This window comes from Streptomyces sp. AC550_RSS872, from assembly GCF_019049285.1.
Taxonomy (GTDB): Bacteria; Actinomycetota; Actinomycetes; order Streptomycetales; family Streptomycetaceae; genus Streptomyces.
In genome coordinates this window covers 204,725-221,047 of sequence record NZ_JAGMUL010000092.1, presented here as the reverse complement: position 1 = coordinate 221,047, position 16,323 = coordinate 204,725, and the positions used below count along the sequence as shown (strand labels likewise).

14 protein-coding genes and 2 pseudogenes are annotated in these 16,323 nt (G+C 70.8%); 8 read left to right on the top strand and 8 right to left on the bottom strand.

Translation table 11 applies throughout. From position 1 onward, the window contains the following. Positions 1-5: 5 nt before the first annotated feature. On the bottom strand, positions 6-1,352 hold the full coding sequence (locus KUM44_RS30640) for an MFS transporter (protein WP_217213002.1): 1,347 nt from the start codon (positions 1,350-1,352) through the stop codon (positions 6-8). 535 nt (positions 1,353-1,887) lie between these two features. Here KUM44_RS30640 and KUM44_RS30635 point away from each other — a divergent pair. The 4 genes from KUM44_RS30635 to KUM44_RS30620 all read left to right on the top strand — a co-directional run bounded on the left by KUM44_RS30635 (position 1,888) and on the right by KUM44_RS30620 (position 6,234). Next, a complete protein-coding gene (locus KUM44_RS30635; RefSeq protein WP_217213001.1) occupies positions 1,888-3,069 on the top strand; it encodes an FAD-dependent monooxygenase in 1,182 nt (393 codons plus the stop codon). Then, the gene (locus KUM44_RS30630; protein WP_217213000.1) at positions 3,069-4,607 is read left to right on the top strand and encodes a hypothetical protein; all 1,539 of its coding nucleotides are present in this window, start codon (positions 3,069-3,071) and stop codon (positions 4,605-4,607) included. Before KUM44_RS30635 ends, KUM44_RS30630 begins: the two co-directional genes overlap by 1 nt. Positions 4,608-4,684: 77 nt before the next feature. Next, positions 4,685-5,404 (top strand): hypothetical protein, encoded by a 720-nt coding sequence (locus tag KUM44_RS30625; protein ID WP_254390321.1) that lies wholly within the window; start codon positions 4,685-4,687, stop codon positions 5,402-5,404. Next, a complete protein-coding gene (locus KUM44_RS30620) occupies positions 5,401-6,234 on the top strand; it encodes an alpha/beta fold hydrolase (RefSeq protein ID WP_217212999.1) in 834 nt (277 codons plus the stop codon). The genes KUM44_RS30625 and KUM44_RS30620 overlap by 4 nt, the downstream gene beginning before the upstream one ends. A 55-nt stretch (positions 6,235-6,289) precedes the next feature. Here the strand turns inward: KUM44_RS30620 and KUM44_RS30615 are convergent, their stop codons facing one another. Both KUM44_RS30615 and abc-f read right to left on the bottom strand, forming a co-directional pair. Further along, entirely contained in the window at positions 6,290-7,423 is a 1,134-nt protein-coding gene (locus KUM44_RS30615) for a hypothetical protein (RefSeq protein ID WP_308402771.1), read from the bottom strand. A gap of 117 nt (positions 7,424-7,540) precedes the next feature. Next, complete coding sequence (gene abc-f, locus KUM44_RS30610; RefSeq protein WP_217212998.1) at positions 7,541-9,187, bottom strand: ribosomal protection-like ABC-F family protein; 1,647 nt, start codon at positions 9,185-9,187, stop codon at positions 7,541-7,543. A gap of 210 nt (positions 9,188-9,397) precedes the next feature. Between abc-f and KUM44_RS30605 the strand changes: the two genes are divergently transcribed. Then, the gene (locus KUM44_RS30605; RefSeq protein WP_217212997.1) at positions 9,398-10,168 is read left to right on the top strand and encodes an MBL fold metallo-hydrolase; all 771 of its coding nucleotides are present in this window, start codon (positions 9,398-9,400) and stop codon (positions 10,166-10,168) included. Between the two features lie 179 nt (positions 10,169-10,347). On the opposite strand, the gene KUM44_RS30600 is transcribed toward KUM44_RS30605, so the two are convergent. Then, positions 10,348-11,388 carry a vWA domain-containing protein gene (locus tag KUM44_RS30600; protein WP_217212996.1) on the bottom strand — a complete coding sequence of 347 codons (1,041 nt, stop codon included), beginning with the start codon at positions 11,386-11,388 and terminating at the stop codon, positions 10,348-10,350. 223 nt (positions 11,389-11,611) lie between these two features. Between KUM44_RS30600 and KUM44_RS45945 the strand changes: the two are divergent. The 3 genes and pseudogenes from KUM44_RS45945 to KUM44_RS30595 form a co-directional block, all read left to right on the top strand. Next, positions 11,612-11,978: pseudogene (locus KUM44_RS45945) on the top strand (hypothetical protein); the annotation flags it as partial. Positions 11,979-12,118: 140 nt separating this feature from the next. Beyond that, positions 12,119-12,241 carry a hypothetical protein gene (locus KUM44_RS46940; RefSeq protein WP_302186076.1) on the top strand — a complete coding sequence of 41 codons (123 nt, stop codon included), beginning with the start codon at positions 12,119-12,121 and terminating at the stop codon, positions 12,239-12,241. A gap of 893 nt (positions 12,242-13,134) precedes the next feature. Continuing rightward, the gene (locus KUM44_RS30595) at positions 13,135-13,512 is read left to right on the top strand and encodes a hypothetical protein (RefSeq protein WP_217212995.1); all 378 of its coding nucleotides are present in this window, start codon (positions 13,135-13,137) and stop codon (positions 13,510-13,512) included. A gap of 34 nt (positions 13,513-13,546) precedes the next feature. Here KUM44_RS30595 and KUM44_RS30590 read toward each other — a convergent pair whose 3' ends face one another. From KUM44_RS30590 to KUM44_RS45930, 4 genes and pseudogenes are all read right to left on the bottom strand, one after another. Further along, entirely contained in the window at positions 13,547-14,683 is a 1,137-nt protein-coding gene (locus KUM44_RS30590) for a PP2C family protein-serine/threonine phosphatase (RefSeq protein WP_217212994.1), read from the bottom strand. A 53-nt stretch (positions 14,684-14,736) separates the two neighbouring features. Further along, a pseudogene (locus KUM44_RS45940) lies at positions 14,737-14,937 on the bottom strand (ABC transporter ATP-binding protein); the annotation flags it as partial. Positions 14,938-15,676: 739 nt separating this feature from the next. Next, positions 15,677-15,988 carry a helix-turn-helix transcriptional regulator gene (locus KUM44_RS30585; protein WP_217212993.1) on the bottom strand — a complete coding sequence of 104 codons (312 nt, stop codon included), beginning with the start codon at positions 15,986-15,988 and terminating at the stop codon, positions 15,677-15,679. A gap of 80 nt (positions 15,989-16,068) precedes the next feature. Further along, positions 16,069-16,323: hypothetical protein (locus KUM44_RS45930; RefSeq protein ID WP_254390320.1), on the bottom strand; the 255-nt coding region annotated here is incomplete at its 5' end.

Genomic DNA, 16,323 nt, shown 5'->3' with positions numbered 1-16,323 from the left:
TTCCGTCAGTGATCGCGGGTCTCGGTCTCCAGCGGCGATCCGTCGGACGTCTCGCGCATCCGAATGTAGACGAGCAGCGAAATCAGGACACAGGCGGTGACGTAGTAGAAGTACCAGCTCTCGTGCCCGGCGTCCTTGAACCACAGGGCGACGTACTCGGCGGTTCCGCCGAACACGGCCACGGTCAGCGCGTACGGCAGGCCGACGCCCAGCGCCCGGATCGAGGTCGGGAACAGCTCCGCCTTCACGACCGCGCTGATCGAGGTGTAGAGGGAGCTGACCGCCAGCGGCCCGACCATGAGCAGGAACGCGTACACGGGGTCGCTGGTGTGCGACAGCAGCGTCAGCGAGGGCACCACGACCACGGCGCCCAGCACGCCGAACGCGATCAGCATCGGACGCCGGCCCACCCGGTCGGACAGCAGCCCCATGACCGGCTGGAGCACCACGAACACCAGCAGCGCGAAGAAGTTGATCCAGGCCGCCGTCGGTTTGGCGATGCCGCTGGTGTTGACCATGAACTTCTGCAGATACGTGGTGTACGTGTAGAAGAACAGCGTGCCGCCCATCGTCAGCCCGACGACGACCAGGCACTGCCGGGGGTACGACAGCAGCATCCGCAGGCTGCCGCGCGCCGGCCCGCCGCTCTTGCCGTCGCCTTCCCCGGCCGCCGCGCGCTCGAAGCTCTCCGACTCGTCCATCCCGCGCCGCAGCCACAGCACGACGATCGCCCCCGCCGCACCGACGACGAACGCGACCCGCCAGCCCCATGCCTCCATCTGCGCCGCGCTGAGCACCTGCTGGAGCACGATTTGCAGGCCGAGCGCGGTCAGTTGGCCGGCGATGAGGGTGACGTACTGGAAGCTGGAGTAGTAGCCGCGCCGGCCGGGCGAGGCCACCTCCGACATATAGGTGGCCGACGTCGAGTACTCACCACCGACCGACAGGCCCTGCAACAGCCGCGCGGTCACCAGCAGGACCGGCGCGGCGACCCCGATCGCCCCGTACGACGGGGTCAGCGCCACGATCAGCGAACCGGCCGCCATGAGCGTCACCGACAGGGTCAGCGCCGACCGGCGGCCACGGCGGTCGGCGTAGCGGCCGAGCACCCAGCCGCCGATCGGCCGCATCAGGAAGCCGACGGCGAACACCGCGGCGGTGTTCAGCAACTGGGCCGTCTGGTCGCCGGACGGAAAGAACGCGGCGGCGAAGTACACGCTGAACGCGGTGTACGCGTACCAGTCGTACCACTCGATCAAGTTGCCGATCGATCCGCGCACGATGTTGCTGACGACCCTGCGCTCACCGCGGCGCGACTCCTGCGCGCTCACGGGCGTGGTCTGTGTGGCCATCGAAAACTCCCTTGTCTGCGGCCCGGAAGCACACAGGGTCGACGGCTCGACAGGGCCGTTCAACACGGCGAACGAAGTCCTAACAGTCCCTTAGGGCTGAGGCGCCCGTCGTCCTCGCCTCGGCGACGACCGCGCTCGCGCTCCGGACCCTGCTGGGCCTGCTGGGCACCGGCGTCGTCGTCCTGCTCTTCGTTGTGCCGGGCAACCCGAGCTCCGGTGGCGCGTACCCGGCGCCGCCTGGGCGGCTTCCTGGTGGCGCGAACGCCGCCCCGCCGAGGCCTGACGCGGGAGGGAGGGCCGGGCCCAGGGCGCAGGGTCCGTCGGGACGGCGCACGGGCCCACCCCTCCCGTCCCTCGGAACCCTGGTCGCTGCCTGCGGAGCGCGGTCGCGTGTGCTGCCGCACGTTGACAGGCATCTGTCGACATGCTGCTATAAGCGCTGCTCAGCAGCCCTGCGTCGCATCGCACGCCGCTCGGGCACCGGATCGACGGCCGCCCGACCGAGGGCGGCGCCCAGAGCCCAGAGCGAGGACCCATGCCGCAGCGTGCCGCGACCATCGTCGGCGGCGGGATCGGCGGCCTCGCGGCGGCCATCGCCCTGCACCGCCGGGGCTGGCGCGTCGAGGTGCTGGAACGAGCCCCGGCGTTCACCGAGATCGGCGCCGGTATCTCCCTGTGGCCGAACGCGCTGCGCGCCCTGGAGGCGCTCGGCATGGCCGGCACCGTCCGGGCACTCGGCGCCGTCGAGGCCACCGGCGGGGTACGCGACCGGCACGGCCGCTGGCTGTCCCGCACGGACAACGCGGAACTGACGCGCCGCTTCGGCCATCCCCTGGTCGTCCTGCACCGCGCCGACCTGTTGCGGGCGCTCGCCGAGGCGCTGCCCGCCGACAGCCTGCGGCCGGGCAGCGAGGCGTCGGCGGTCCGCGACGAGGCCGATGGACTGATCGTCGAACACCGCGGGGGCGTGTCCCGGGCCGACCTGGTGATCGGCGCCGACGGCCTGCGCAGCGGGGTCCGCAGCGCTCTGTGGCCCACCGCGGCAGGTCCCCGGTACGCCGGATACACCGCGTGGCGCATGGTCACCGAGCCCCTCGCCGACCCGCCCGCCGAAGGCGCCGCGACCTGGGGCCGTGGCGAGAGATTCGGGTACACGGCGCTGCCGGGCGGGCGTATGTACTGCTTCGCCACCGCCTCCCTGCCGCCGGGAGCCGCCTCCGGCACGTCCGAGTACGCCGAACTGCTGCGCCGTTTCCGGTCCTGGCCGGATCCCATCCCCGCCCTGCTGGCCGCCGTCCCCGCGGACACGGTGCTCCGGCACGACCTGTACGACCTGCCGCCGCTGCCCTCCTTCGCCCGCGGCCGCGTCGCGCTGCTGGGCGACGCGGCCCACGCCATGACCCCCAACCTGGGCCAGGGCGCGTGCCAGGCGCTGGAGGACGCGGTCACCCTCGCCCACTGTCTCGACGGCACCCCGGACATCACCGCGGCGCTCACCTCGTACGACATGCGGCGCCGCCCTCGCACCCAGGCCATCGCGCGCCGCTCCGCCCGCCTCGGCACGGTCGGCCAGCTGTCGTGGCCGCCCGCCGTGCTGCTGCGCGACACGGCAGCCCGGCTGACGCCGACGCGGGCGACGCTGCGCTCCATGACGCCGGTCCTCGGCTGGACCCCGCCCGCTGACCCGGCGACCACGACACAGAGCGAGAGCCACTGATGCCGGACTGGACGTATCACCCGCTGCGCGGCGCGGCCGCCGCGGTCCTCGGCGAGCGCCGCTCGCAGCGCACCGCACTGCGGCTGCTGGCCTCGATCGGCTCCCGTCCCGCCGGCGCACGACTGATCGCCCGGGGCTTCGGCCACCGCCATCCACCGAAGCGACTCGCCGGCGAGACGGCCGGCGTGCCCGTGACCGTCCGGCTGGGCATATCGGTGCCGCCCGCGCTCGCCCGCGAAACGGTCCGCGCCATGCCCCCGCTCGGGGCCGGTGTCGTCGAGGTGTCGCCCGTGTCGGCCGCTGACGTGGAGACCGTACGGGAGGCCGCCGCCGGGCGTTCGATCCCGGTGGTCGTCCGTGCCCGCGACCCGGAGACCCAGGCCGCCCTCAAGGCGCACGTCGACGGGTTCACCGGAGACGACGATCCGCACGTGGTCCGCGTGTCCGACCCGTCGGTCACCGCCGCGGCGGCCGCGCTCGCCGATCCGGACACCGTCGTCCTCGCCCGCCCCGAGGTGCTCGTCGAGGCCGGACCCGGCTGGTTCGCACGCGTCACGGAAGCCGCCACACCCACGGCGCCCGCTCCACGGCTCCGGGACCTCGGCCGCGATCCCCGCCGCTGGCCCGCCTGGTGGTGGGCGCTGCTCGTCGGGCTCGGCATGACGGGCGCCGGACTCGGAGCCGCGGTGATCACCCTCGGACCGGTACTGCTCTGGTACGACCGCGACTACCTCGGCATGACCCTGCACGAGTTGCATGACGCCAACCACCACCTCGTGCACTTCCTCCAGCACGACCGGATCACCATGGCCGGCACGATGGTGGCGATCGGCGCCCTCTACACCGGCCTCGCCGTGGGCGGGATCAGACGCGGCTGGCCCTGGGCCCGCGAGGTGTACCTGATCTCGGGGGCGATCGGCTTCCCCACCTTGTTCTACTTCCTGGCCACCGGCTTCGTGGAACCCCTGCACACGGCCACCGCCGTCGTGCTGTTCCCGATGTACCTGGCCGCCGTCCGGCGGACCCCGCACGCGCCGCGGTGGCGCCTCGCGCCCGAAGGGCCGGAGCCGGAACGGCGGCGGGCGCTGGTCGGTCAGCTGCTGCTGATCGTCACCGGAGCGGGGCTGTTCGCCGGCGGTGCGGTGATCTCGGTGGTCGGTCTGACCGGGGTCTTCGTGCCGAGCGACCTGACCTTCCTGGGCACCAGCACGCCCATGCTGGAAGCCGTGAATCCCCGGCTGGTGCCCTTCGTCGCCCACGACCGCGCGGGCTTCGGCGGCGCGCTGATGTCCGCCGCCGTCGCGATCACGCTGCTCAGCGCGTGGGGCTGGCGACGCGGTGAGAGCTGGGTGTTCTGGACCCTGACCGCAGCGGCCGCCGCGGGCTTCCTCCCGGCCGTCGTGGTGCACGGCGCGATCCACTACACCGACTTCCTCCACCTCGCGCCGGTCTACTTCGGCATCGCCCTGACCGGCACCGGCCTGCTGCTCGCTCGGCCGTACCTGTGCGCCGAGGTGTCGGCGGCGTCCAGCGGCTGACGCGCCGCCAGACTGGCTTCATCGCATCGACCGCCGTATCGGAGGGGAGAGGGATGCAGCCCGGGCAGGACGAAGAGATGACCGACGTCGCAGCGCTGCCCGCACGGCTGCGGCACGTCTACTGGATCGGCGGCGGCAGCGGAGGCGGCAAGTCGACGATCGCCCGTCGCCTCGCGGACCGCAACGGCTGGCGTCTCTACGCCACCGACGACGTGATGGGGGAGCACGCTCGACGGACCACGCCCCAGGAGGCGCCCTTCCTGCACCGGTTCATGGCCATGGACATGGACGAACGATGGGTGAACCGATCCCCGGAGACCATGCTCGACACGTTCCACTGGTATCGCGGCGAAGGCTTCGGCCTGATCGTCGAAGACCTCCTCCGGCTGCCGCAGGAGCCGTGTGTCGTCGTCGAGGGCTTCCGGTTGCTGCCGCATCTCGTGAAACCGCTGCTCGCCGCTCCCGAGCACGCCGTCTGGCTTCTGCCCACCCCCGAGTTCCGCCAGGCCGCCTTCCGGAGCCGGGCCGCACCGGAAGAGGGGTTCGTAGGGAAGACCAGCGATCCGGCCAAGGCCGCCCGCAATCTCGCCGAACGTGATCAGATGTTCACCAGTCGCCTCCGGACGGAGACCCGCCGTCTCCAACTGCCCGCCGTCCAGGTCGAGATCACGATGACGGAAGACGATCTCGCCGAGCGGGTGACCACGTTGTTCCTCGACGGACGGCAGGGACTCGACGGACGGGGCAGGCAGGGACCCGACAGACAGCAGGGACGGAAAGCGCAGGGGCACGCATGAGCGAATGGCAGCTGACCAGGACGTTCTCCAGCACCTCCGGTCAGGTGCGCTGGGACCGGCTGGGGCACCCCGACCGGCCGCCGGTCGTCCTGCTGCACGGAACGCCGTTCTCCTCCTACGTCTGGCGCGCCATCGCCCGTTCGCTCGCCCGTGACCACCAGGTGTTCGTCTGGGACATGCCCGGCTACGGCCAGTCGGAGAAGTCCGCGGACCAGGACGTCTCCCTGGCCGCCCAGGGCCGCGTCTTCACCGAACTCCTGGCCCACTGGGCGCTGAAGGAGCCGCTGGTCGCCGCCCACGACTTCGGCGGCGCCGTCGCCCTGCGGGCGTATCTGCTGCACGGTGTCCGCTACCGGGCCCTCGCCCTGGTCGACCCGGTGGCGCTTGCCCCGTGGGGGTCCCCGTTCTTCCGGCTCGTCCGTGAGCACGCCGAGGTCTTCGAGCAGTTGCCGCCCCCACTGCACCAGGCCCTCGTCCGTGAGTACGTCGGCTCCGCCAGCGGCCCGGGCCTGCACCCCGCGGTCCTCGACCGGCTCGTCCAGCCCTGGCTCGGCACCCCCGGCCAGGCGGCCTTCTACCGGCAGATCGCCCAGGCCGACCAGCGTTACACCGACGAGGTCCAGCACCGGTACGCCGAGATCACCGTCCCGACGCTGATCTGCTGGGGCCACAACGACACCTGGATTCCCCCCGAGAAGGGACGACAGCTCGCCGCACTGATCCCCGGCGCGCGGTGGGAGCCGATCGCCCACGCGGGCCACCTCGTCCAGGAGGACGCCGCCGCGGAACTCACGGCCGTTCTCATCGCATTCCTCCAGGGCCGGCACTGACGGCACCGCCACTGACCCGGCGAATCGCCGATCCCGCTGACGCGCACCGATCGCGTCAGGCTTCCAGCCGCTCCGTGTAGGCCTCGGTCGGCGGAGCCGGGGTGGGACTCGTCATGCCCACCGACCAGAACCCTCCGGTGCCGGGAACGGACGTCACGTCGTTCAGGTACGGCGCCGGCGCTGGACCGGCCGGCCCTCGAACGACGGTCCAGGCGTCGCCGTCGCGCCGCAGATACGTACTACGGCTCTGATCCTGGTAGTTCCAGCCCGATATCCATGCGGCCCGGCCCTGCGTGTCGCCCGCGATGCCGCTCAACGACCCGACGGTGAAGCCCGCTTCCACCCGCGTCCAGGCCGTGCCGTCCCAGTGACACAGGGCGGGGTTGCCCGGTCGGCCGGGCGGCCCGCCGATGCCTGCCTCGGTGCCGACCGCCCAGACGTCGTCCGGCCCGGCCGCGTGCAGATCGGCGATGCCCAGACGCAGGCCCGCGACCGGGGGCAGCACCGTCCACGCACCGTCCCAGCGGGCCACCAGTCCGGACCAGCCTCCGCCGTTCGACTGGTCGCCGCCCACCCAGACCTCGCCGGGCGAGCGCACCACGACCCGGTACAGGTTCGCGCTCGTGACGGGCAGCGGTTCCAGCCAGCGCCACACCTCCCCGCCCCCGTCGCCGTACAGCACACCGGCGGCGCCGCCTCGGCTCCCGCAGATCCAGACCTGCCGGTCGGAGTCCACCGCCACCGCGTTCATCCGGAGGCCCGTCTCACCCGCGCCCGGGAACGCCGCCTCCTGCCAGGTGCTTCCGTCCCAGCGCAGCAGCGCGCTGCCGGTCCCGACGGGCTGGCCCACACTCCACGCGGCCGCGGAGCAGGTACCGGCGACATCGAGCAACCGCGTGTGACCCAGGTGCGTCAGGTCGGTCCTCGTCCAGGCGCCGCCGTTCCAGAGCATGGCCAGCGCGCGTCCCTGCGACGGCCCGGCCCGGCCTTCCTCGCCCACCGCCCAGGCCAGCCCAGGCCCGGCGGCGGCGATACGGCGCAGTTGCGCGGCCGGAGTGCTGCCCGGTGCCGGCACGGCCTGCCAGCCTTGCGTACGGGGCGTCGGCACGTCGGCCCGTGCCGTGGCCGGGCCGAGTGCGAGCCCCGAGAACGTACCGATCGCCCCTGCCACAAATCGCCTACGTCTCACTGCGGGATCCCCTCCAGGCGGATAGGACGGACAGGAAGGACCACCGTGAACCGGCGAACCGCACAGGTCTAGATACGTACGTGACAAAGCAGGCAGTACCGTCCTGGAGGCGGGGGCTCAGCACCTGCGGCCCTCGCGCAGTTCCAGCCGCTCCCCGGGGAACCGCTCGCGGAAGCCGCGGTCGTGGGAGACCGCGACCACCGCTCCCGGGTAGGCCGAGAGCGCGGATTCCAGGTCCTCGACCAGGTCGAGCGCGATGTGGTTCGTCGGCTCGTCGAGGACGAGGAGGTCCACGGGCCGGGTCACCAGGACCGCGATCTGTAGCCGGCGCTGCTGCCCGGCGGACAGCGCGGCCACCGGCACACGCAGATCCTCCGCACGGAACAGCCCCAGCGTCAGGAGCTGTTCGGCGTACTCCTGCGGCACCCCAGGGCGCCCGGCGGCGAAGGCGGACAGCAGCGGGAGCCGCGTGGAGCGGGCGGGCAGTTCCTGCGCCAGGTAGCCGATCCGGGCGGGGCGGCGAGCCGTGCCCGCGTCGGGCTCCAGGTCGCCCGCCAGGACACGCAGCAGGGTCGTCTTGCCCGCCCCGTTCTCACCCGTGACCAGCAGCCGCTGCCCGGGAGTGATCGTCAACAGGCCGTCCAGACACAGCCGTTCGCCGACCGCCACGCCGTCGAGTTCGGCGAGCGGGACCTCGACGGGACGGTCGCCGTCCGCCGCCGTCAGCGCCGCTGTGAACCGCAGCGGCTGCGGCGGCGCCGCCACCGGATTGCGCCGCAGATGGGCCAGCCGTTCCCGGGCCGCCCGCACCTGTCCGCCGAGCTTCGCCTCGTGCGAACGGCGGTGCTTGCCGAAGCCCTGCCGCGGATCCTTGCCGGTGGTGGCGAGCCGCTTCCCGGCGGCCTCGACCAGTTCCTCGGTACGGGCCACCTCCTCCAGCCAGTCCGCGTACTCCTGCTCCGCCCGCCGCCGGGATGCGGCCTTCGCGGCGCGGTAGCCGGCCCAGCCGTCGCCGTACCGGTGGACCGTGCGGGCGTCCCGGTCCACCTCCAAGATCGTGGTGGCGATGTTCTCCAGGAAGCCACGATCGTGGGTGACCGCCACGACGGTGCCGCGATGCGCGCGCAGCCGCTCCTCCAGCCAGCGCACCGCCGTCGCGTCGAGGTGGTTCGTCGGCTCGTCCAGGAGCAGCAGCTCGGGGGCGGCTGCCAGCACACAGGCGAGGGCCAGCCGTGACTGCTCGCCGCCGGAGAGCGAGCCGAGCACCCGATCGCGGGTGATCCCGGCGAGCCCGAGGCCGTGCAGCGCGGCGTCGACACGGACGTCCGCCTCATACCCGCCGCGTTCCTCGTACGCGGTCAACAGCTCACCGTACGCGGCGAGTTCGTCCTCCGACGCCTCGCCGAGGCGCTCCTCCGCGCTGCGCAGCCGGTGCTCCATGTCGCGCAGTTCGGTCAGGGCGAGATCGATCGCGTCCCGCACGGTGCAGACCGGGTCGAGGCCGAGGGTCTGGGCGAGATGGCCGATGCCGCCGGGGAAGCTGACGGTGACGTCGCCGGCGTCCGGCGTCTCGGCCGCGGCCAGCAGCCGCAGCAGGGTGGACTTGCCGGAGCCGTTCTCGCCGATGACGGCGGCCTTCTCGCCCGGTCGGACGGTGAAGGAGACCTGGTCGAGGACGGTCCGAGTGCCGTAAGACTTGGTGACGTCCTTGACGGACAGCTGCGCCACGGCAGCGGGCACAGCGGTATGGGCGCGTTCGCGCATGTGACTTTCCCTGGGGATGCGAAGGGTCTACGGGCAGCAGAAACGGCGGCGTCGGCCGTGCCCGGACTCAGAGAAAGTAGAAGAAACGCATGCCGCCACCATAGCAAGACGATACGACTCGTCTCCAGTCGGATGCCGGCTTCGGATCGCGCGGTGGCAGTCCCAGGAGAACCTCACCGCTTGTGGACAAGCGTTCAATACACTCACCCCATGGCCAGCGATCTTCTCCGCCTCACCGTCCTGGGGAGTGCGACGCCCTATGCGAGCGTGGACAACCCGTGCTCCGGCTACCTGGTCTCCAGCGGCGGCACTCGGGTCTGGATGGATGCGGGCAGCGGGACACTGGCCCAGTTGCAGCGGCATGTCCGCCTCGACGAGGTGGACGCGATCTGGATTTCCCACCTGCACGCCGACCACAGCGCGGACCTGCTCACCGCCTACTACGCGGCGCTCTACGCGGACATACAACTCGCCGCCCCCATCCCCCTGTACGGGCCGCCGGGCCTCGCTGACCGGCTGGCCCATTTCCTCACCAACAGCCCGACGCGCAGTCCCGTCGAGTCCGCCTTCGCCGTCCATGAGCTGGCCGACGGGCATCAGGCACGGGTCGGTGCACTCACTCTGACCAGCCGGGCAGTGGCGCACGGCATCCCGGCCTTCGCCGTGCGCATCGAGGCCGAGGGCCGGTCGCTGGTCTACTCCGGGGACACAGCGCCGTGCCCGAACCTCACGCGGCTCGCCGAGGGATGCGATGTGCTGCTGTGCGAGGCCGAGAGCGCCCAAGCGCCTGCCGAGGGTGAACAGGTGCATCACACGCCCGAAGACACCGGGGAGACGGCCGGCGGGGCCCGGGTGGGCCGGTTGATCGTCACCCACGTCGGACGATTCCTCACCCCGCAACAGGCGGTGGCACGCGCCTCGGCCCGGTTCGACGGTCCCGTCGACTATGCCGCGCCCGGTGCCACCTTCTCGATCGGATGAGGAGTTCCGGGCCGGCGCACGCGTTGCCACCCCGCCCGCACTCACCGACTCCGCCCGACGCCGACGCCCGTCGAACCGGTCACCACCGTGGGCAACGTGCCCGGCGTTGCCCACGGTGGTGACCGGCAGGCAGCCGCCGAAGACGCCCTCGCGCGTCCCACCTGCCGGGGTTTGAGGTGTCAGAGCATGAGGAGCAGTCGGGTGTTGGGCACGAGCTTTCGGTTCACGCTGGTGCTCTGCACAAAGATCGTGAACTCGGCGTTGTGATCCGGCTTGACGCGGATTTCCGTACCCGGCAGGCCCAGCAGCGCCCGTGCCTGCGGCCCCGTGTACACGCGGTCCGTCTTCTTCTCCAGCACCGCGATCTGCTTCTGCGCCTGGATCTTCTCCGACTTGCTCAGCTGGTAGAACGCACCACCGGTGCGGTACGTGTGCCCGCACTCGATGACCCACTCGCGGATCGCCGCATCACGGGCCACCGGGATCAGCTGGTACGCCGACGGATCCACCGGGACCAGACCGGCTGCCTTGATGGTGTCCTTGTTGACTGCCTGCGCACCCGTGGAGAACACCGCCCGCGATCCACGGATACCCCGGGAACGGCCCACCATGAACTGCTCGGTGGCCTGCTGGATGACCTGCCCGGCCTCCTCCAGTCCCTGAGTGCTCGTGGCGTCCCAGACGGCGATGTTGTCCTTGGGGAACCCGCACTGCATGGCTTCGCGCTTGCCCATCTGATCCGGCACGAGAACGGCCAGGGTCCAGTTGTCCTCCTGCTTCTCGATCATCTCGGCGACGGCCCCGACCAGGGCGCGCGGGTCCCTGTGGTGTGCGTCCGGGCAGCGATGGCTGGCGTTTTCCTGTCCGTCCGTGAGTACGAACGTCAGGAAGCTGTGGTCTCCGTACAGTTGAGCCGTCTGCGCCAGTTCCCGCTGTGACTTGAGCGTCGCCGCGAGCAGTGCTGTCATCCCGCCGGCCCGGTACAACTGCTTCAGGGACGGCATCCGCAGCACGTCCTTGTCGTAGATGACGCACTCGACCTGGTCCGCGAAGACGTACACCGTGACACGGGTCTCCTGATCCAGCTCCTGCGATCGGCGGGCCAGGTAGGTGATCTGCTGGTCGGCGACCTCCACGACCTTGCGGCTGAGGTGCGACATGGATGAACTGGCGTCCAGCACAAGAGCAACGTGGTTGATGTAGTTCTGGCTTCCGGACATGACAACTCCCCCTGATCCGACTCGGTACCTCGATGCTCTCACCCGCCACTGACAATCGATCTTGACGCCGGGACTGCCCGAAGATCCCGACCAGAGCGCCCGGCCCGCCGGAACGCGGCACAGGACCCGGGTGCGCCCCGAGTACACCGCCACGGCAGCGACTTCTACGCCCTCTCGCCTGACCGGAAGCCGTCCTTCGGTCCCGACTTGATGGGGTCGTTGCTGGCAGTCGGTCCTCGACCTCGTCGCCTCGAGCGACTGGAGGAAGCAGTACTCCGAGGGTGAGACGGTGCTGCTGGTGCGTCGGGCTGAGGCAGTGCTGTCCCGTCCGGCTGATGCCGAGTGCCCCGAGTTGCGGGTCCGGACCGACTTCCGACGTCCTGGCGATCTTCCGCTTCTACTCGGTGGAAGAAATCGACTTCGACGTTGACCTGTGGGAGCTGCACAGGCAGGAACGGCTCGACATGTTCTGCGGCGTTGTCACAGTGATCGGCCAACGGCTGGGCAAGCCGGTGCTGATGGACGCCGAGGGCGGCGATCACAGTCACCCGGTGCTCGGGTTCGATGTGGAGGCCGATCGAGTGGTGCTGAGAACTCTGTCACCAGCCGCAATCGGCGGTGATCAGAGTCGTCCTGCGGGTTTCGGTGATCGGCCTCCAACCGACAGGCCGGGCGGATACCTTTGGCGCGGGCTCTCTCTCAAGCTTCACCAGTTGAGAGGGGACATCTCATGCACAACTGTAAGCCCAGCAAGAGGCAGCGACTCCTTGAGTTCGCGGCCGCCGTCGCAGTCCAGACGACGGGCACCGTTCTCGGCGGCCTGATTCTCTACGTCTGGCTCGGCCAGCAGTAACCGAGAGAGGGCCAAGTCCCCGCACCGGCCATCCCCTGGCCCAAGCGGGGGCGGGACCAGCCCGCCGGCCCCGGAATGCTTCGGCGAGTTGGGCCGGACAGTGTCCGTTATCAGCGGGCGAAGGTGTGCTCGACGTGGGGGTGGTCAGCCGCTCTCCCCATCCGCCGCTCTCGCATAGAGGCCACCCCCGGTCTGCTTCACTCTTGCTTCGGGGAGTGAGCTGCGACTGACTGGCCGCGGCGCCGAGGGGGAGCGCGACGGGCAGCTGGGTCGTGATGGCGGAGTACTACAGCGACGTACACAGGACCGAGTTCATCTGCCGTGGGCTGGATACGAAGGACCAGGCGCTGAAGGCACTTCGTGCAGCCCTTCACACGTATGTACCGAGCAGAAAGATCGTCGAGAAACGGCGTCACGTGTACCGCTTCGCCGACCAGGAGACATACCTGGTGGTGATCAAAGGCAGGCTGACGGAGTGGGAGTGCACCCTGCGCATCGCAGAGCTGGTCTCGGATTCGACCGACCCGGCCGTGGCCGAGCGGGCGCAGCTGGAGGACGGCGCGCCTGAACTCCGGCCACCCGATGGCGCGCAGCTTCCGGTGACCGACCAGAAGACGGGCCGCAAGCAGCGACGGCCGCCCAAGGACGGACGGCCGTCGAGGCAGTGCCGACGTATGCGCGCAGTGGCTGTTCCTGTGCGTGGCGGATGGCGTCCAGCACGATGTGCGCCACGTGGTCGTCGGTCAGGCTGTACTGGGTGTTGCGTGCCTGGCGTCGGGCGGTGACGATCCGGGAGCCGCGCAGCACCCGCAGGGGCTGGGAGACCAGCGGCCGGCTCACACCCAGGGCGGCCATCGCCCGGCATCGTGATGTCCCTGGGTGGCGACTCCATCATGAGCGCCGCACAGCCCGAGCGCTCCGGAGAGGTGGCCGGGATCCTGGAGACGTCCTTCGAACTCGGCGCGGGCCTCGGTGTCGCCGTCCTCGGAACCGTCCTGGCCGCCGTCCACCGCACCGGCCTGCCCGTGGTACCGGGCCTCGGACCGGGCGAACGATCCACCGCCGTGGAGTCGTTCGCCGTAGCCGAGGGTTTCGTGGCACACGTGCCTTCCCCCACCGCGGACGCTGTGCTGCACGCGGCCCGGCAGGCGTACGACCGCGGCTTCACCGCCCTGGCGATGATCGCAGCGGTCGGCCTCGTCGTCACCGCGTTCATGGCCGCCGTCCTGTCACGTCCGCGTAAGGCGGAGGAAGACTCGGCCGGGGACTGACGAGTGCGCCGGTGGTGACCGAGGTGGCTCGCGCTCAGGACGACGTCAAGCCGTCACTCTCGCGCTCGATCGCCACCATGGCAGCGTCGTCGCCCAGATGCCCTCCCGGCGTATGAGCGAGGAGGTCTTTCTGTAGATGACGCAACAGCCCATCGGGCTCGCCCTCGGGAACGACGCTCATACGCTGGGCCAGCGGGTAAAAGGCCCCCGATCCGTCGCGGGCCTCGATGACGCCGTCGGTGTACAGCAAGAGGGTGTCGCCAGGTTCGAAGGGGAAGCTTTTCGCGGCGAAGGGTGAGGCGGCGAACTCGCTGAGCCCCAGAGGCGGGGCCGGATCGCTCACCTCGAGCGAGATGACCTGGCCGTTGTGCAGCAGTAGCGGCGGTGGGTGGCCGCAGTTGATCAGATGAAGGACCGGTGTGTCGTCGGGGATGTCCAGGACGGCGGCGGTGACGAAGGCTTCGCTGCGGGATCCGGCTCCCGACAGGGCCGCTTCCGGGTCGTCCAGGTCCGAGGAGACGGTTCCCTCCAGGTAGGCGACCAGCGCGGCGAGGTCGGCCTGCCGGTGGGCGGCGGAGCGGAAGGCGCCGAGAAGGAGAGCAGCGTCCCCGATCGCCTCCATGCCCTTGCCCCGGACATCCCCGACGATGAACCGGGTCCCCTGTCCGGCACGCGCTGCGGCGAACAGGTCGCCGCCGATCTGTGCCTCGGCTTCGGCGGCCAGGTAGACGGAGGCGATGCGCAGCGGCCCGATCCGGCGTGGCAGCGGTCGTAGCACGACCTGCTGTGCGGCCTCCGCCACCGAGCGCAGCTGCATCAGCTCGTTCTCGTGTCGCTCGCGCCGGTGGGCGAACAGCGTGACGAACACCGAGATCAGAACAAGCGCGGTGAGCTGGAAGCTGTGGTTGAGGTCGGTGAGACTGGTGCGCACGATCGCGATCACGGCCTGGGCCAGAACCGCGACCGCCCCGACGCATCCGGTGGTGCGAGGGCCGGCGAACGATGCGGTGATGGCGGGAGCGGCGGCCAGGAAGGGACCGAGATGCACTTCGGGGGGAGCGAGGATGTCGCCCACCGTGACGATGACGATGAGCCCGAGTGGTACCGCAAGCAGAGCCTGATGCGACTCCCGTGATCGGCGATGACTGCCGTGCGGTCCTCGAGCACCCATGAAACCTGGATACACCCCCGTGACGCTTGTCACCTCCCCAACCTGTGCGGGCACGGTCCGAAGCGGTGCCCGTCCCATCCGAAGCGCACGAGGTCACGGGCGCGTAGCATCGCGTGTCCGGACAGTGCCGCCTGATGCGGGATGTAGCCGATGTGCCGGCTGGCGCTGCGGGCAGGCCGGCCCAGGACGGTCAGCGTTCCGGCGGACAGCGGCTGCCGGCCCAGCAGGGCCCGGACGAGGCTGGTCTTGTGTGCTCGACTGCGGCGAACCCGGTGTCGGCGGTGATGCGATCGGCCCACTCCTCGATGACCTCGGAGTCCACGGGGCGGCTGTGGCCGCAAGCCCGGCAGATCAGATAGTGCTGATGCGGGGCACCGCCATGCCGTCGCGTGATGCCCGGACAGGAGGTGTACGGCTGGTGCGGTGCATCCCCGGTGCTGCGAGGGCTCCGCAACTGGGCGACGGCCGGGCGGTATCAGTGCGCCGCCTGTCGGGGAGGTGGGCGCGTGGACTGTCAAAGCCCGGGTGCCGGCGACCGTCGATCCTCTCGCCGGGAGCGAGGCGTGGCGGCCGGTGGACAGCTGGAAAACGGGTGACGGGGGCTGCGGGCCAGGCGGGCCCGCTGCCCCTGGCCACCCGGGAGGCGCGCCCGGGCTGCTTCGCCCGCCCATGCGGAAGACGTTTATCCGGACTGGCCCGCGCTTCCTGACGCCGCGGGCTTCCCTCCTCGGCTGGACAGCGCGGGGCGGGCGGCGTTCAGGGTTGGACGGGCAGCGGCGCACGAGAGGCAACGGAGGAGCAGAACTAGCCGGTGACACCCCGTGCACATCGGCGCACCCCGACACTGGGCACCAGTGGAATTCGTTTTCAATACCGCCCTCTCGGGTCTCTCCGCCCAAGCGGCTGCCGAGAGGCGTGAGTGTGGGAGCGACGATGGCCGCCCGACTGGGGTCGGGCGGCCATCGAAGTGGACTCGTGCCACGACTGCCGGCGCTACTCCTGTGCGTGGTGGATGGCGTCCAGCACGATGTGCGCCACGTGGTCGTCGGTCAGGGTGTACTGGGTTTCGCGTGCCTGGCGTCGGGCGGTGACGATCCGGGAGCCGCGCAGCACCCGCAGATGCTGGGAGACCAGCGGCTGGCTCACGCCCAGGGCGGTCACCAGCTCGTGGACGTACTTCCCGCCGTCGGACAGTTCGCGCACGATGCCCAGGCGCACGGGTGACGCCAGGGCGCGCAGAAGCTCACTGGCGGCCTTCAGGGTCTGGGCCGGCTCGTCCGCCGAGGGAGGGGGAGGCATCGTCATATGCAGACATTAGCATATGGCAATGATTTCCGATTCGATTGTGGCGGGGGCCTGACGTGCCCTCATGTTCGGGCGGGAGATCAGTGATCGTCCCAGTGTCCCTCATGGGCGGCGTGGCGGTGGCCGTCGTGAACGTAATCGGTGTGGTCGCCGTGCGGTACGGCCACATGGCCGCAGCCCTCGCCGTGCTGGTGGTCATGGCCCTCGTGGACGGCGTGGCCGCCGGCGACGCACTCGTCGACGTGGCCCTCATGGATTCGGTGGAGGTGTCCGTCGTGGGCGTAGTCGGTGTGATCGCCGTGGGGGAGGGCGACGTGGCCGCAGTCGTTGCCGTG

Excerpts from the sequence above, each read along its gene's own strand:
- KUM44_RS30640 (WP_217213002.1), bottom strand. The coding sequence starts at position 1,352 with ATGGCCACACAGACCACGCCCGTGAGCGCGCAGGAGTCGCGCCGCGGT.
- KUM44_RS30635 (WP_217213001.1), top strand. The coding sequence starts at position 1,888 with ATGCCGCAGCGTGCCGCGACCATCGTCGGCGGCGGGATCGGCGGCCTC.
- KUM44_RS30630 (WP_217213000.1), top strand. The coding sequence starts at position 3,069 with ATGCCGGACTGGACGTATCACCCGCTGCGCGGCGCGGCCGCCGCGGTC.
- KUM44_RS30625 (WP_254390321.1), top strand. The coding sequence starts at position 4,685 with ATGACCGACGTCGCAGCGCTGCCCGCACGGCTGCGGCACGTCTACTGG.
- KUM44_RS30620 (WP_217212999.1), top strand. The coding sequence starts at position 5,401 with ATGAGCGAATGGCAGCTGACCAGGACGTTCTCCAGCACCTCCGGTCAG.
- abc-f (WP_217212998.1), bottom strand. The coding sequence starts at position 9,187 with ATGCGCGAACGCGCCCATACCGCTGTGCCCGCTGCCGTGGCGCAGCTG.
- KUM44_RS30605 (WP_217212997.1), top strand. The coding sequence starts at position 9,398 with ATGGCCAGCGATCTTCTCCGCCTCACCGTCCTGGGGAGTGCGACGCCC.
- KUM44_RS30600 (WP_217212996.1), bottom strand. The coding sequence starts at position 11,388 with ATGTCCGGAAGCCAGAACTACATCAACCACGTTGCTCTTGTGCTGGAC.
- KUM44_RS46940 (WP_302186076.1), top strand. The coding sequence starts at position 12,119 with ATGCACAACTGTAAGCCCAGCAAGAGGCAGCGACTCCTTGAGTTCGCG.
- KUM44_RS30595 (WP_217212995.1), top strand. The coding sequence starts at position 13,135 with ATGAGCGCCGCACAGCCCGAGCGCTCCGGAGAGGTGGCCGGGATCCTG.
- KUM44_RS30590 (WP_217212994.1), bottom strand. The coding sequence starts at position 14,683 with ATGGGTGCTCGAGGACCGCACGGCAGTCATCGCCGATCACGGGAGTCG.
- KUM44_RS30585 (WP_217212993.1), bottom strand. The coding sequence starts at position 15,988 with ATGACGATGCCTCCCCCTCCCTCGGCGGACGAGCCGGCCCAGACCCTG.